General features: G+C 65.2%; 12 protein-coding genes. 6 read left to right on the top strand and 6 right to left on the bottom strand.

What is annotated here, in order from left to right; all coding sequences use genetic code 11:
• Positions 1–46: 46 nt before the first annotated feature.
• A complete protein-coding gene (locus tag CMASS_RS00560) occupies positions 47–1,639 on the top strand; it encodes an alkaline phosphatase D family protein (protein WP_022863194.1) in 1,593 nt (530 codons plus the stop codon).
• On the opposite strand, the gene CMASS_RS00555 is transcribed toward CMASS_RS00560, so the two are convergent.
• From CMASS_RS00555 to CMASS_RS00545, 3 genes are read right to left on the bottom strand one after another with little or no spacing between them, the layout of a single operon-like run.
• Positions 1,636–2,133, bottom strand: a complete 498-nt coding sequence (locus CMASS_RS00555) for a GtrA family protein (protein ID WP_022863193.1) — start codon at positions 2,131–2,133, stop codon at positions 1,636–1,638. The genes CMASS_RS00560 and CMASS_RS00555 overlap by 4 nt on opposite strands.
• Positions 2,134–2,148: 15 nt before the next feature.
• Positions 2,149–2,538 carry a GtrA family protein gene (locus CMASS_RS00550; protein ID WP_027018704.1) on the bottom strand — a complete coding sequence of 130 codons (390 nt, stop codon included), beginning with the start codon at positions 2,536–2,538 and terminating at the stop codon, positions 2,149–2,151.
• A gap of 52 nt (positions 2,539–2,590) precedes the next feature.
• Positions 2,591–3,511: an IS1096 element passenger TnpR family protein gene (locus CMASS_RS00545; protein WP_022863191.1), complete on the bottom strand. Its 921-nt coding sequence runs from the start codon at positions 3,509–3,511 to the stop codon at positions 2,591–2,593.
• A 54-nt stretch (positions 3,512–3,565) separates the two neighbouring features.
• On the opposite strand from CMASS_RS00545, the gene CMASS_RS00540 reads away from it, so the two are divergent.
• From CMASS_RS00540 to CMASS_RS00525, 4 genes are all read left to right on the top strand, one after another.
• The gene (locus tag CMASS_RS00540) at positions 3,566–3,853 is read left to right on the top strand and encodes a hypothetical protein (protein ID WP_022863190.1); all 288 of its coding nucleotides are present in this window, start codon (positions 3,566–3,568) and stop codon (positions 3,851–3,853) included.
• 117 nt (positions 3,854–3,970) lie between these two features.
• On the top strand, positions 3,971–5,386 hold the full coding sequence (locus tag CMASS_RS00535) for a decaprenylphosphoryl-beta-D-ribose oxidase (protein ID WP_022863189.1): 1,416 nt from the start codon (positions 3,971–3,973) through the stop codon (positions 5,384–5,386).
• Positions 5,387–5,408: 22 nt separating this feature from the next.
• Positions 5,409–6,167: a decaprenylphospho-beta-D-erythro-pentofuranosid-2-ulose 2-reductase gene (locus CMASS_RS00530; RefSeq protein ID WP_022863188.1), complete on the top strand. Its 759-nt coding sequence runs from the start codon at positions 5,409–5,411 to the stop codon at positions 6,165–6,167.
• A 20-nt stretch (positions 6,168–6,187) separates the two neighbouring features.
• A complete protein-coding gene (locus tag CMASS_RS00525; protein WP_022863187.1) occupies positions 6,188–8,092 on the top strand; it encodes a galactan 5-O-arabinofuranosyltransferase in 1,905 nt (634 codons plus the stop codon).
• On the opposite strand, the gene CMASS_RS00520 is transcribed toward CMASS_RS00525, so the two are convergent.
• Positions 8,089–9,168, bottom strand: a complete 1,080-nt coding sequence (locus tag CMASS_RS00520) for an HNH endonuclease signature motif containing protein (RefSeq protein ID WP_051126853.1) — start codon at positions 9,166–9,168, stop codon at positions 8,089–8,091. The genes CMASS_RS00525 and CMASS_RS00520 overlap by 4 nt on opposite strands.
• 15 nt (positions 9,169–9,183) lie before the next feature.
• Entirely contained in the window at positions 9,184–9,396 is a 213-nt protein-coding gene (locus CMASS_RS00515) for a hypothetical protein (RefSeq protein WP_156831802.1), read from the bottom strand.
• A 210-nt stretch (positions 9,397–9,606) separates the two neighbouring features.
• Here CMASS_RS00515 and CMASS_RS00510 point away from each other — a divergent pair, with 210 nt between their 5' ends.
• Positions 9,607–13,053, top strand: a complete 3,447-nt coding sequence (locus tag CMASS_RS00510) for an arabinosyltransferase domain-containing protein (protein ID WP_022863186.1) — start codon at positions 9,607–9,609, stop codon at positions 13,051–13,053.
• Here the strand turns inward: CMASS_RS00510 and CMASS_RS00505 are convergent.
• Positions 13,031–14,284, bottom strand: a complete 1,254-nt coding sequence (locus CMASS_RS00505) for a PepSY-associated TM helix domain-containing protein (RefSeq protein WP_022863185.1) — start codon at positions 14,282–14,284, stop codon at positions 13,031–13,033. The two genes, CMASS_RS00510 and CMASS_RS00505, sit on opposite strands and share 23 nt — an antisense overlap.
• Between the last annotated feature and the right edge of the window lie 2 nt (positions 14,285–14,286).

The raw sequence follows: 14,286 nt of genomic DNA, 5'->3' as shown, positions 1-14,286 counted from the left end.
ACTCCGCGTCTTCGTGCCGTAATGCAGCGGGACTACGTTGACGGCTATGTGTATATCCCGCCGCTCCCTGCTCAAATCCGCCGGCGTTCTGGGCGCCAGCAGCCTCGTTGTGCCCAGCGTCGCCCGCGCCCAGTCCGTCCAATCCGCCAACCTGTCCTCCACCTCCTCCAACCTCTTCGGCGGTCTCCTCCCCGCCCGGCCCCAGATCACCCACGGCGTGGCCACCGGCGACGTCTCCACCGATGGCGCCCTGGTGTGGACCCGCGCCGACCGCCCCGCCCACATGATCGTGGAGGCCGCCACCAATCCCGACTTCGCCGGCTCCCGCACCTTCAAGAGCCCGAACCCGCTGACCCCGGACACCGACGGCACCGGCCGCCTGCGCCTGGTGGGCATGGAGCCGGGCCAGCAGGTTCACTACCGGGTTCACCTCGAGGACATCGATACGGGCCTTGCCTCCGAGCCGGTCGTAGGCACCTTCAAGACCGTGCCCAACCAAGCCAGCGACATCCGCCTGCACTGGTCGGGCGATGTCGTGGGCCAGGGCTGGGGCATCAACCCGGACATCGGCGGCATGACCGGCTGGTCCACCATGGCCGACCGCCAGCCAGACCTCTTCATCCACTCCGGCGACACCTGCTACGCCGACGGCCCCGTCGAGGAGAGCGTGACGCTTGACGATGGCCGCGTGTGGCACAACCTCACCCACCCCGCCAAGGACAAGGTGGCAGAAACCCTCGACGAGTACCGCGGCCAGTACCAGTACAACCTGCTGGACGAGAACTACCGCCGCTTCAACTCCGAGGTCGCCCAGATCATCCAGTGGGACGACCACGAGACCGTGAACAACTGGTACCCGGGCGAGATCCTGGACCTCGACGAGTACACCGAAAAGGACGTGGACACCCTCGCCGCCCGCGGTTACCAGGCGTTCCACGAGTGGCAGCCGTTGGACGAAAAACTCGCGGTAGACGGCCGGGTGTACCGCCGCCTCCCCTACGGCCCGCTGCTGGAAATCTTCGTGCTGGACATGCGCACCTACAAGTCCGACAACCGCACCGCCTCCGACATGGGCGACAACGGCTCGCAGATCCTCGGCGCGGAGCAGAAGCAGTGGCTTATCGATGCCGTGAATAACTCCACCGCCACCTGGAAAATCATCGCCAACGACCTGCCGCTCGGCATCGTAGTGCCGGACGGCGACGACAAGGAGGGCCCGGCCAACGGCCAGCCCGGCGCCCCCGGCGCCCGCGAGACCGAGATCGCCGAAGTCCTGCGCGGCATCAAGGACGTGCCCAACGTCGTGTGGCTTACCGCGGACGTGCACTACACCGCCGCGCATCACTACTCACCTGACCGCGCGTCCTTCCAGGACTTCTCGCCGTTCTGGGAATTCGTCTCCGGCCCGCTCAACGCCGGGGCGTTCGGCCCCAACGACATGGACGACACCTTCGGACCCGAGGTGGTCTACGTGCACGCGCCGGGCAAGGACAACGCGAACTCCTGCCCATTCGACGAGTACCAGCACTTCGGGGAGGTCGACATCGACGGCGCAACAAAAGAGATGACCGTCCGCCTGATGAACACGAAGGGCACCGAGCTGTACACGCAGACGCTCACCCCGAGCGAGCGGGGCTAGCTAGGGTCGGTGTTCTGAACGTAGCGCGGGCGCTTCTTCCGGAAAATGATCCAGCGCTGCACCAGGAAGTTGATGGCGGTCGCCGCGCCCTGCGCGACGAGGAAGGCGACCGCCAGGGCGATGTTTTTGTCCCAGCCCAGGCTGCCGTCGAGGAAGTGGTAGCCCCAGCGGTACATCAGGATGTTGACCAGGTAGGTCAGCCCGTAGGTCGTGGCCACGGCGGCGAAGCGCGCCAGCGACGGCTGTGCGTTGAAGGTCCACCGCCGGTTGAGCAGGTACGCGGTGAACGTGCCCACCGCGAAACCGATGGTGCGGGATCCGACGTCGCCGAACATCCCCAGCGCGATCTGGAACACCCACGTGAGCGCCAGGTCGATCACCGCGGCGATGCCGCCGGTGATGAGGAACTTGGTGGATTGCGCCTTCAGCGAGTTCGACTTGCTGAAACTCGCGGCTTTATCCTTCGTGGTCTTTTCCTTCGCCGTCTCTGCCATGCTCGCGCCTTCCCCTTACCGGTCTTTGAAAATCAGCGCGCGCTGGATAGCGAAGTTGGTGATGGTGGCCACGCCTTGGGCGATGACGAAGGAGATGATGTCCTTGGTTAGCCCCTCGAAGCCGAGGTTGATGAGCGGCTGGTTGGTGGCCCAGTACAGGAAGTTCTGCACCGCGAACGTGGAGGCGTACAGCGCACCGACGGCGGCGGCGGTTTTGCCGCTGACCTTGGAGTCGAACGTCCACCGCGCGTTGAGCAGGTAGGCAGCGAGCGTGCCGAAGACCCACCCGATCGCCTTCGCCGCCGAGCGGTGCAGGCCGAGGTAGGTGAGGAAGAAGGTTAGGCCGGCATCGATAAGCGCAGTGAACACCCCGACGGCGACGAACCGGCCGAGCTGCTTTTTCAGAGTTGCTTCGCTTTTTGCCACGTCGCGTTAGCCTACCTCACGGATTTAGCAGTCACGGTTCGTGGCGTCCCAGTATTTCGCGGAAGATCTCCAGCCGGTACAGCGGCGGACGCGCGTTTTTGCCCACCCCGCCGATCTTGCTGAGCTCCTCCAGCGAGGCGGCGCACAGCGCGCGAATCTGCTCGGCGGAATACGGCTCACCACTTTCCTGCCGCCACCCCAGCGCGTTCATGGTCGTTTCCATGATCTCCTCGGTGAGCTCTTTGCCGCTCAGACAGGTCAGCGCGAGGACGGTGCTCCAGAAGGCGTCGCGTTCCTTGTCATTTCCCTCGAGCGGGAGCGTGGCGATGACCCGTTTCTCCTTCGCGTCCAACTCCACCTCGCGGGCCAGATCGAGCGCCTGGACGAGCGGGACGAAATCGAAAAGCATGGAGCGCTCGATGACGGAGTAGACCGGATCCTTGGCCAGTTTGAGCGCCTCGTCGATGGCGTCCTGGCCGGTTAGCTCGGAGTTGATGGTGGTCAGATCGAACTCGGAGCCGGGGAACGCGCTCGACCCGCCAATGCACAGTGCCTGTGGCGATCCGCCATCGCGCGGATAGATTTCGGTGACGGTGACCGAGAACTCCCACAGGCCCCAGAGGAACTCGACGGCGGAGCCTTCGTCCCACAGAATTTCAGAGACCTGGCGCTGCGGATCAATGCGCTCGCTGCGAGCCCCGTCTTCGACCTCGAAGAAGTGCCACGGCACATCCTTTTCGCGTAGGTCGAAGCACACCTGGATGACCCGGTGCAACTCCTCAAAGGTCATCGCGTCGTTGACGCCGACGTGGCGGTGCACTTCGCCATCGGCACGCACGTTGGACACCTGCACCAGGACGGTCAGCGGCATGCGGGACAGCGTCATCGTCTCGTCAACGCGATCGCCCGACCGCGCGGCATCGAGGTCCGTCACATTGGCGAGGTCAGACATGGCGCCCAGGGTAGCGATTAACGCGATTTTTCTCCGCCACATAGGCTTTCCACCATGTATTCCGGCGAGCACGAGCACATGACCCCGGCCCAGCAGGCGGCCCAGGACGAACGCACCGACAACGACAAGCGGCACGGGACGTTCATCGCCGCGCAACAAACCGAACTCCCGCTCAACGATTTCATGACGCGGCTGATGGCAGAGGAGATTCCCATGCTGGACTCCGCCTCCCGCGGCGAGGTTTACCGCATACTGCGCGAATACGCCGCGGCGGGCAAGCCCACCATCACGACGCAGGAGGAGCTGCCGGAAGAAATTCGGGACATCATGGACCTCTATTAAACGGGTAAGCAAACACACAGCGATTCCGCTGCCGCCACGCCTGCTTCCAACTTATGGTTGATGTGTTTCCTGAGTAGGCTTAAGTGCCGAAGAATCTCGTCGACCGGAGAGTTAGTGATGGAACTACACACCTCTGCACAGTCCCTGCACGGCTGGGGCCGCACGGCCCCCTCGACCGCCCATGTGCTGGCGACCCAAGACGTTGAAGAAATCAAGGCCGCCGTCGCACAGGTGGCTGATGACAACTCCGACAAGCCGGAGCACCTGCGCCGCGGCGTCATCGCCCGCGGCATGGGCCGCTCCTACGGTGACCCGGCTCAGAACGGCGGCGGCCTGGTCATCGACATGCAGCCGTTCAACAAGATCCACTCCATCGACCCGGACTCCGCCCTCGTCGTGGTGGATGGCGGCGTGACCCTGGATCAGCTCATGAAGGCGGCCCTGCCGTTCGGCCTGTGGGTTCCGGTCCTCCCGGGCACCCGCCAGGTCACCATCGGCGGCGCCATCGGCCCGGACATCCACGGCAAGAACCACCACTCCGCCGGCTCCTTCGGCGACCACGTCACCGAAATGCAGCTGCTGGTTGCCGATGGCCGCGTGCTCACCCTCCGCCCCGAAGGCTCCGCCGACGATCCGCACGGCGACCTCTTCTGGGCCACCGTCGGTGGCATGGGTCTGACCGGCATCATCCTGCAGGCGACCATCCGCATGACCAAGACGGAGACCGCCTACTTCATCGCGGACACCGACCGCACCAACAACCTGGACGAGACCATCGCCGCCCACTCGGACGGCTCGGAGAAGAACTACACGTACTCTTCCGCGTGGTTCGACGTCATCTCCCCGGAGCCGAAGCTCGGCCGCTCCACCATCTCGCGCGGCTCGCTGGCCACGCTGGATCAGCTCAAGGAGCACGCGCCGAAGCTGGCTAAGGACCCGCTGAAGTTCAACGCCCCGCAGCTGATGACGGTGCCGGACATCTTCCCGTCCTGGACCATGAACAAACTGACCCTGTCCGCGGTGGGCCAGGCCTACTACATGAAGGGCGCGCCGGCGCGGAACCAGATCCTGAACCTCACGCAGTTCTACCAGCCGCTCGATCTCATCGGCGAGTGGAACCGCGGCTACGGCTCCAAGGGCTTTTTGCAGTACCAGTTCGTCGTGCCCACCGAGGCGGTCGAGCCGTTCAAGGACATCATCAAGGACATGCAGCGCTCCGGCCACTACTCCGCGCTCAACGTGTTCAAGCTCTTCGGCGAGGGCAACCGTGCTCCGCTGTCCTACCCGATGAAGGGCTGGAACGTCTGCGTCGACTTCCCGATCCGCCCGGGCCTGGGCGAGTTCCTCGACGAGATCGACGACCGCGTCATGGAGTTCGGCGGCCGCCTGTACCTGGCCAAGGAATCGCGCACCTCCGCCGAGAAGTTCCACCAGATGTACCCGGGTCTCGGCGACTGGCTGAAGCTGCGCAACGAGATCGACCCGACCGGCGTCTTCGCCTCCGACATGTCCCGCCGTCTCGAACTGCACTAGATAAGAAAGGTCACCCCACCACATGCTGAACGCAGTAGGCCAAGCACAGCACATCCTGCTCCTCGGCGGCACCAGCGAAATCGGACTGGGCATCGTTGAGAAGTTCTTAGACCGCGGCCCCGCCAAGGTCACCCTCGCCGCCCGCGCGGACTCCCCGCGTATCGATGGCGCCCGCGCCCAGCTCGCATCCCGCGGCGCCGAGGTCGAGGTCGTCGACTTCGACGCGACGGACTTCGACTCGCACCCGGCGGTCATCGACAAGGCTTTTGCGCGTGGCGATGTCGACGTCGCCATCGTCGCCTTCGGCACCCTGGGCGACCAGGAGGAGCTGTGGCAAAACCACGACAAGGCCGTCGCGTCCGCGCAGGTGAACTACACCGCCCCGGTCTCCCTCGGTGTCCTGCTGGGCCAGCGCTTTAAGAACCAGGGCCACGGCACCATCGTCGCGCTGAGCTCGGTGGCGGGCATGCGCGTGCGCCGCTCCAACTTCGTGTACGGCGCGTCCAAGGCCGGCGTCGACGGCTTCTACACCAACCTGAATGAGGCCCTGCGCGGCTCCGGTGCGAAGGTGCTCGTCGTGCGCCCGGGCCAGGTGCGCACCAAGATGAGCGCGGAGGCCGGCGAGGCCCCACTCACCGTCGGCGTGGACGACGTCGCCACCGCGACTGTCGATGCCATCCTCGACGGCAAGGAGTCAATCTTCGTCCACCCGCTGTTCAAGTACGTCTCGCTGGGATTCAAGTTCATCCCGCAGACTATCTTCCGCCGACTGCCGTTCTAACGTATGCGAAACTAGTGGGCATGACTTCGTCCACTGCATCCGCCTCACCAGCACATCGCAACGCAACGCTCTGGGCAATCCCCGGCGTTGCGCTGGCAGCCGCGGTGATCACCCTCGCCGGGTGGAAGGCCTTCAAGATGGTCTCCCTCCCGGCGTTTAACACGTCTATGGTCACCCGTGCGTTGGCCACCGTGGGCATCATCCTCACCCTCGCGGTAACGGGGGCGCTCCTTGTGCGGCGAAACTCGTGGCTGACTCACATGGTGAGCTACCTCTCCCCCGCGCTACTCACCTTGGCCTCCCTCGGTCTCCCGCTCTCCGCGACCCGCCTGTGGCTCGACGGGGTCCAGGTCGACCAGGTCTTTCGCACCCAGTTCCTCACCCGCATGACGGAGACCGCCTCCCACGCGGACATGAACTACGCGGATCTCCCCACCTTCTATCCCATGGGGTGGTTCTGGCTCGGCGGCCGCCTGGCCAACGTGCTGGGCATCCCCGGCTGGGAGGTCTATCAGCCGTGGGCGCTGATGTCACTGGCGATGGCCGGCTGCGTCCTCGTCCCCGTCTGGCAGCGCTTGACCGGGTCGCTGCCGCTCGCCACGGGAATCGCGCTCACGACCACCGCCGTTACCCTGGCCACCGGCGCCGCCGAAGAGCCGTACTCCGCCGTCATCGCCATGGGCGCGCCGGCCGCATGCGTGATGGCCGCGCACGCCTTCGACTCGCGCACTCCCCACTCGTGGGTATCGGTCGCGGGGCTGGCTATCTACCTCGGCGCGTCCGCTAGCTTCTACACCCTGTTCACCGCCGTCATCGCCCTCGCAGTGGTCAGCCTCCTCGCGCTCGTGTGGGCGGTGAAGGAACGGAGCGTGCGGCCCATCGTCAAGCTGGCGGTGACCGGCATCGGCGCGATCGCCATCGCCCTGGTCAGCTGGGCACCATACCTGTGGGCGGTGCTGCATCACACGGAGCCGCTGCAGTCGACCGCGCAGCACTACCTGCCCAAGGAAGGCACGCAGCTGCCGGTGCCGTTTATCGCGCCGTCCATCATCGGGCTGCTCTGCCTCGTCGGGTTCGTCTACCTCATTACCCGGCGCCGCGACCGGGAGACCAACGCGCTGCTGTGGGGCCTGGCGGGTATCTACCTGTGGATTATCGGCTCGATGCTGGCCACCCTCGCCGGTTCCACCCTGCTCGGTTTCCGCCTCGAAATCCTCGTCGTGGTCATGCTCGCCACCGCCGGCATCTTCGCCGTCGACTGGGTGCGCCGCCATGGCGTGCGCCACTTGTACCCGGACTCATGGAGCCCCGCGCTGGGCCGGAAGGTGTCCGTCGCCGTGGTGTCCATCGCGCTTTTGGCAGGCGTGTTCTACGCGCAACAGATCCCGGCGGAAAACGAGACCGCCATCGATCACGCGTACTCCGATACCGACGGTTACGGCGAGCGCGCTGACCAGTTCGCGGGCGACTCGTCGCACTACTACGCCGACATCGAAAAGCTGGTGCGCGACGAGGGCCGCGATCCGGCCGATACCGTCGTCATGACCGACGAAAAGGCGCTCATGGCGTTTACTCCTTACTACGGTTTCAACGCGTTTACCTCGCACTACGCGAATCCGCTCGGCGAGTTCAACACCCGCAACGACACGATGGAAGAGTGGTCGAAGGCGTCCTGGGATGACTCGGCGTCCGACTTCGCTGCGCGTGTCGATGACTGTCCATGGCGCTCCCCCGACGTCATGGTCTTCCGTGGCGATAAGGATAAGCCGGCCAAGGACGGCTTCAAGCTGCACCTCGCGGAGGACATTTACCCCAACCAGCCGAATGTCCGGTATCGGGCCATTTTCTTCAATCCGATGGTGTTCGATGGTTCCGAGTGGTCTGTTGAGCAGGTCGGTCCGTTTGTGGTGGCGGTGCGTAACTAGTACGGCGGTTCCTCTTCGTAGTCGTGGTCGGGTTCGGTGTCGTGGTCGGTGTGGGTGTTGGAGTTAGTTGGTTCGGTGTCGGGGGTGTCGGGTTTTGGGTTGGTGTTGAGGGCGCGTTCGCGGGCGTTGGCCCGGCGGGCGGCAATGGCTTGGTCGACGGTTTGTAGCCAGTTGCAGGTCTCTGGTGCTAGCGGGCCAGTGGCGGTGGTGGTCCGCCAGGTGCCGTCGGTAAATAGCCACACCACATCCCCTGTGGCTGGGTCGAGGATGTAGCGGGCGCGTTTGTCGGTTTTGATGTTGTGATGATGCTGGCACAGATTCACCAGATTCCACGCCGCCGTCGGCCCACCGTCCGCAAAATCCACACAATGATCCTTCTGACACCGATACGCCGGCAGGCAACACCCCGGATACCGGCAGGTACCATCCCTGCCGTTGAGATACGCCTTCAACCTGTCCGGCGTGACGTAGTTTGTGCTTTCCATCCAGGCGGCCGCGTTCATGTCTTTACGCCGGGATGCTTTCCCGGCAAGCTCGGCACCTGTTTCGGCGTCGGTCCAGCCAGTACCTTCGATAAACACCGGCGCATGTAAAAGATCAGCCGCCTGAAAGACATTCAGTGTCACATCCACATCCCGGTTGATATCAGTCAGCACTAACATCGCGAACGCTTCCGAAGCGCTGACCCCGTACTCGTCGGCAACCCGGCGGATCACCCCATTGATCTGGGCGGCAGTCTCCGTGTCGTATTCAACACTGATGCACCCCACCCCGCCGGGAAGGCTGGACCAGTCATACCGGCCTTTGCGCTTCCGGCGTTTCTCAGCGGCCTGTTCTGCCTCTGTGCTTACTGCGTCGGCAAGTTCTGGATCTTCGGCAGCGACTAAGGCGTTGAGTTTGCGGCGTAAGTTGCGCACCGACGGCAATACTTGGCCCGCCCGGGTTGGGGTGAGGTACTTGACTAGGGCGGCATCGATACGCGCTAGTGCTTCCTCATCTGGAGTACCGAGCTTGCACAATACCTGGTCGATGACGATCAGTCGGGAGAAATCCAGGTGGAACAACCGCTCGTGCACCTCCCGTAGGCCAGGTTACTCATCCAAGCGGAACAGTGCCATGAAGAAATTGGCCACCCGGGTTGGTGATTTTCCTGTCAACCCGGCCAGGCGGGTGCAGGCCAGATCGAAATCATCGTCTGGTTCCGGCAAGCACTCACGGTGCATGAAGTATTCGAACTGGCGTAGTTGTGTCGCGGTTGTGGCTATGTCGTTTCCTGGTGTGGACACCGTGTAATACGGACCCATTGGGCCCCTCCCCCGAAAAGTATTCGCTAACGTGTTCTACACACCACCCACCATACCCACACCACCCGATACGTCAACCCCCACCTCGAACACGTATTCGTTTCGTTACAAACCAGCACAGACAGACGCAACGCCACAGATAACTCCGCCCACCCAACCCGGGCATGTGGCCGTTCAAGTTCACCCGCTGGGTGTCGTACACTAATCGCCGTGTCGGACAGTCTCGCAACCAAGAAAAAGAAGCCCCTTTCGCGTCCACTGACCCGCGCGACCGCGCCCTCGTGGCTGCGATGGGCGGCGATCCTTTCGGGGATCGTCGGCTTTGTGCTCTTCATCGCCACGCCGTTCTTGCCCGTCAAGCAGGTGCAATCCTCCTTCGACTGGCCCCAGAACGAATCAGTGAACTCGGTCAACGCCCCACTGATTTCGGTGGCGCCCGAGGAGATCGACGCGACCATCCCGGTCAGCGCCATCGATGATCTTCGCGATGGACAAACGCTCCTCTACGGGACTGTCCCGCCCACGTCCAAAAATGCCGAGACCCGCGGCCTCTTTGTCAACGCCGACAAGGACGGCGGCCTGTCCATCACGTCCCTGGATGAGGTGCTGCTGTCCCTCACCAAGGACGAGGTGAAAAAGCTCTCGCCCGATGACACCATCACGCTGTCGGTCACCGAGGACGAAACCGAGGTCACCGCCGGCTCGCACTCCAAGACCGTGGACGACGAGGATCTGCGCCCGCAGGTCACCGGCGTCTACACAGAGCTTGACGATGACCCTGCCACCGTCCAGGCCCTCACCGACGACGGCCTCAACGTCAGCGTGGACATCAACTCCCGGTTCACGTCCTCGCCCACCGTGGCCAAGTACGCAGCCATGTGGCTGGGCTTGGCGATGACGCTGGTGAGCCTGTTCTGCCTGTATCGCATCGACAAGCTGGATGGCCGGCAGAACCGCTTCATGCCGGCAACGTGGAAGCAGATCCGCCCGCTCGACGGCGTCGTCGCCCTCGTCCTGCTGTTCTGGCACGTCCTCGGCGCGAATACGTCCGACGACGGCTTCATCATGACCATGGCGCGGGTCTCCGACCACGCCGACTACATGGCCAACTACTTCCGCTGGTACGGCGTGCCCGAATCGCCCTTCGGTTCCCCGTACTACGACCTGCTGGCGCTGATGACCAAGGTGTCCACGGCATCGCTGTGGATGCGCCTGCCCGCGCTCATCGCCGGCTTCATGGTCTGGTTCATCCTGTCGCGCGAGATCCTGCCGCGGCTGGGCGCCGCCATCGACGGGCGCCGCGTCGCCCACTGGACCGCCGCTCTCATGTTCCTCGCCTTCTGGCTGCCGTACAACAACGGCGTGCGCCCGGAGCCGCTGGTCGCCCTCGGCGTGATGCTGACGTGGGCGAGCTTTGAGCGGGCCATCGCCAATTCGCGCCTGCTCCCCGCCGCGGTGGGCACCCTCCTGGCCACGATCACCCTGGGCGTGGGGCCGACGGGCCTGTTCGCAGTCGGCGTCTTCCTAGTCAGCCTGCCGCACCTGTTCCGCATCATGGCCCGGCGCGTGAATTCGGTCGGCGGCGGCTGGCTGGGCTGGCTGGCGCTCATCGCGCCGTTCCTCGTCATCGGCACCGCCATCCTCATCGCGGTCTTCGGCGATCAAACGCTCGCCGCGGTGCTGGAGTCCACCCGGGTGCGCTCGGAGGTCGGCCCGGCGCTGCCGTGGTTCTCCGAATACGCGCGCTACGCCACCCTTTTCGAGCAGTCCGTCGACGGCTCCATGACGCGGCGCTTTGCGATGTTCATGATGCTGTTCTGCCTCGCGCTCATCACCTTGGCGTTCGTGCGCAACAACCGCGTCGCGGGCGCCGCCGTGGGCCCGACGCGCCGCATGCTCATCATCGTCGCGCTGTCGATGTTCTTCCTGCTGTTCACCCCGACGAAGTGGACCCACCACTTCGGCATCTACGCGGGTGTCGCCGGCGCCGTCGCCGCGCTGGGCGCGGTGGTGCTCTTCCGCCTCGCCCTCCGATCCGCGCGCGCTCGCACGTTCTCACTCGCCGCGGTGGTCCTGCTGCTCGCGTTCACCTTCGCCGGCTGGAATGCCTGGTGGTACGTCTCCTCCTTCGGCGTGCCCTGGTGGGACCGCACGGTGCAGTTCAAGGCCATCGAGGCCAACACGGTCATCCTGGCCATCGGGCTGGTCATCTTGCTCGTCGCCGCCATCCAGTCGCTGGTGCACCGCTACCGCGCCGAGCGGGCGCACAACTCCGGCAACTACGAGGAGTTCCGCCGCGCGACCACCGAGAAGTCGTCGCGCTGGGCCGGCATTATGTCCGCGCCCATCGCCATCGCCTGCGCGCTGATGGTCGTGTTCTCCATGGCCACCTTTGCCAAGGCGTACGTCACCCAGGGCGACGCCTACTCCGTGGGCAAGGGCAACACCCGCGCGCTTTCCGGAAACACCTGCAACATGGCCAACGACGTGCTGGTGGAGACCAACACCAACGACGCCTTCCTCGAGCCGGTCAAGGGCGATCTCGCCGATTCGCTGGTGGATAAGGACGAGGACTTCATCGGCTTCGATCCGAACAACATCCCGGAGTCCATCGAGCCGGAAAACCAGGATTCGCCGTCGGTGGGCGCCATCGGCAATTCCGGAAACGCGGGCGACGCCGCCAACGAAACCAACTCCACGTCGGATGACCAGCAGGACGCCGACGCCAAGGAGGGGGCCGACCGCACCGAGTCGAAGGATGCGGAGAAGGAAGCCGCCGCCACGGACGGCGTGCGTGACGATGCCGACGCGGGCATCAACGGCTCCACCCGCCACCTGCCGTTCAACCTGGACTACCGCAAGGTCCCGGTTCTCGGGTCCTACGACGAGGATCAGCAGGGCACGTCCAAGGTGACCACCCAGTGGTACCGCCTGCCGGAGCGCTCCGAGGACTCACCGGTCCTGTCCGTCGCCGCAGCGGGCCGCATTCACCACCACGACGTCAACGGCGTCGAGCAGGAGGGCCTCGACCTGAAGCTGCAGTACGCCACCGTCGACGACTCGGGCCGCGCCACCGACAAGGGCAGCGTCGAGCTTTCCGATGTCGGCGCCACCCCGGAGTGGCGCAACCTGCGCGTGGCGCTGGACGAAATCCCGGAGGAGGCTACCGCGGTGCGCCTGGTGGCCGAGGACGATTCGCTGGACGAGCGCGACTGGATGGCGTTTACCCCGCCCCGCGTGCCCAATCTCGAGCCGCTCAACGATCGCTTCGACGGCGAGACCCCGGGCCTGCTCGACTGGTCGACCGCCTTCCAGTTCCCGTGCCAGCGGCCGTTCGACCACTACGCGGGCGTAACGGAGATTCCGGAGTTCCGCGTACTTCCCGATGCCGCCGCCAAGTCCGCGCTCACCGACTTCCAGTCCTATTCGGGCGGCGGTGCGATGTCGACGGCCGAGGCGGTGAACTACTCCTACGAAATCCCGGCGTACCTCAACCACGACTGGGCGCGCGACTGGGGCGCGGTGCAGAAGTACGAGCTGCGCACCAACTCGGAAGGCGAGGCCCCGGCGCTGGCGGACATCGACCACGAGACCATCACCCGGTCCGGGCTGTGGAAGGACTCCGAGATGAAGATCAAGCCCGAGGGCGAGAAGTAAGCGCCCGGGCCGCCGCCTCGACGCCGAGGAAGAGTAACAAGGACGCCCCAAACAGCGGGGCGATGACGGAGTAGGCGGCAAGCGGCGCCCACAGCCGCCAGTCGGCGGGCAGTGGGCGGCGCGGCCGTGTGGCTCTTCGCTGGAACCACATCCACACCCCGGCGAGGGTGATGGCGCCCAGCCCGGCGGCCACCGCCGCCAGCGCGAGTTGGTTCCAGATCCCGAACAAGAACCCCATGTGGGCGTTGATGAGCCACTCACTGACCTTGGCGGGGAAAGGCCAGTCGGCGAAGTCGACACGGTCGATGACGTGGCCGATCGCGCCATCGACAGTCACCGCGTTCATGTGCGGCTTATAGGATTCCCGCGCCTCCGCGGCGGTCCATGCGCCGCCGTCCGTTGTGGGCGGGGTGAGGTTGATGAGACCGGTAAGCCCCTGTTCCCGGGCGACGCGCGCGACGGTGTCGACCTGACGGACCGGGTCTGCGCTCATGGCCTGCGTCTGGCTCATCGGCTGCGGCGGCATCCAGTCAAGGTGTTCGCGCAGCGTGCCGATGTTCCCGCCCGCGACCCCGGACCACGTCAGGCCCGTGACGGTGAGGAAGAGCAGGCCGGGTAGGAGGATAAGCCCGGCGCGCGAGTGCCACGTGAGCACCTTTTGGCGGCGGGAGGTGCCGCGCTTTTTCCGCACGCACCACAGGTACGTACCCACGATGGCGAGCGCGCCCATCCAGGAGGCCGCGAGCTCGGAGTACCAGCGGCCGGCGCTTCCGAGCCACAGGCTGCGGTGTCCCTCGGATAGCCAGGTGCGCAGCGGCAGCGCGCGGGCGGAGCCGTACTGGACGAGGTCGCCGCGCACGCTGGCGTCACCGGGGTCAACGAAGACGGCGCGGGAATAGCTGGAGTTGGGCAGCGCGTCATCGGCAACCAGCACGCGGGTGGTCGCGGCCGGATCGTCGGACACCTCGACCTCCGACAGTTCCAGGTCGGGGTGTACCTCCTGCGCGGCGCGCACCTGTTCGGCGAGCGGGCGCGCGGGTGCGTGGGACGTGGCCGTCAGCTGGTCGTGGTACACCGCCTGCTCGAGCGTCGGGGCGAGGGCGTAGAAGAAGCCCGTGATGGCCGCGACGAGCAGGAACGGCGTGACGATGACCCCGGCCACCGCGTGGAAGCGGCGCCAGAAGGCGAAGACCGGGGGCTTTTCGCGATTTTTATTCGTTGCACTTTTCACGC

Source organism: Corynebacterium massiliense DSM 45435, assembly GCF_028609805.1.
Taxonomy (GTDB): Bacteria; Actinomycetota; Actinomycetes; order Mycobacteriales; family Mycobacteriaceae; genus Corynebacterium; species Corynebacterium massiliense.
This window is presented reverse-complemented; position numbering and strand designations above follow the sequence as displayed.

Bases quoted from the DNA above. Each gene is read 5' to 3' on its own strand.
- CMASS_RS00540 (WP_022863190.1), top strand. From the start codon at position 3,566: ATGTATTCCGGCGAGCACGAGCACATGACCCCGGCCCAGCAGGCGGCC.
- CMASS_RS00560 (WP_022863194.1), top strand. From the start codon at position 47: ATGTGTATATCCCGCCGCTCCCTGCTCAAATCCGCCGGCGTTCTGGGC.
- CMASS_RS00530 (WP_022863188.1), top strand. From the start codon at position 5,409: ATGCTGAACGCAGTAGGCCAAGCACAGCACATCCTGCTCCTCGGCGGC.
- CMASS_RS00525 (WP_022863187.1), top strand. From the start codon at position 6,188: ATGACTTCGTCCACTGCATCCGCCTCACCAGCACATCGCAACGCAACG.
- CMASS_RS00545 (WP_022863191.1), bottom strand. From the start codon at position 3,511: ATGTCTGACCTCGCCAATGTGACGGACCTCGATGCCGCGCGGTCGGGC.
- CMASS_RS00515 (WP_156831802.1), bottom strand. From the start codon at position 9,396: ATGGGTCCGTATTACACGGTGTCCACACCAGGAAACGACATAGCCACA.
- CMASS_RS00535 (WP_022863189.1), top strand. From the start codon at position 3,971: ATGGAACTACACACCTCTGCACAGTCCCTGCACGGCTGGGGCCGCACG.
- CMASS_RS00555 (WP_022863193.1), bottom strand. From the start codon at position 2,133: ATGGCAGAGACGGCGAAGGAAAAGACCACGAAGGATAAAGCCGCGAGT.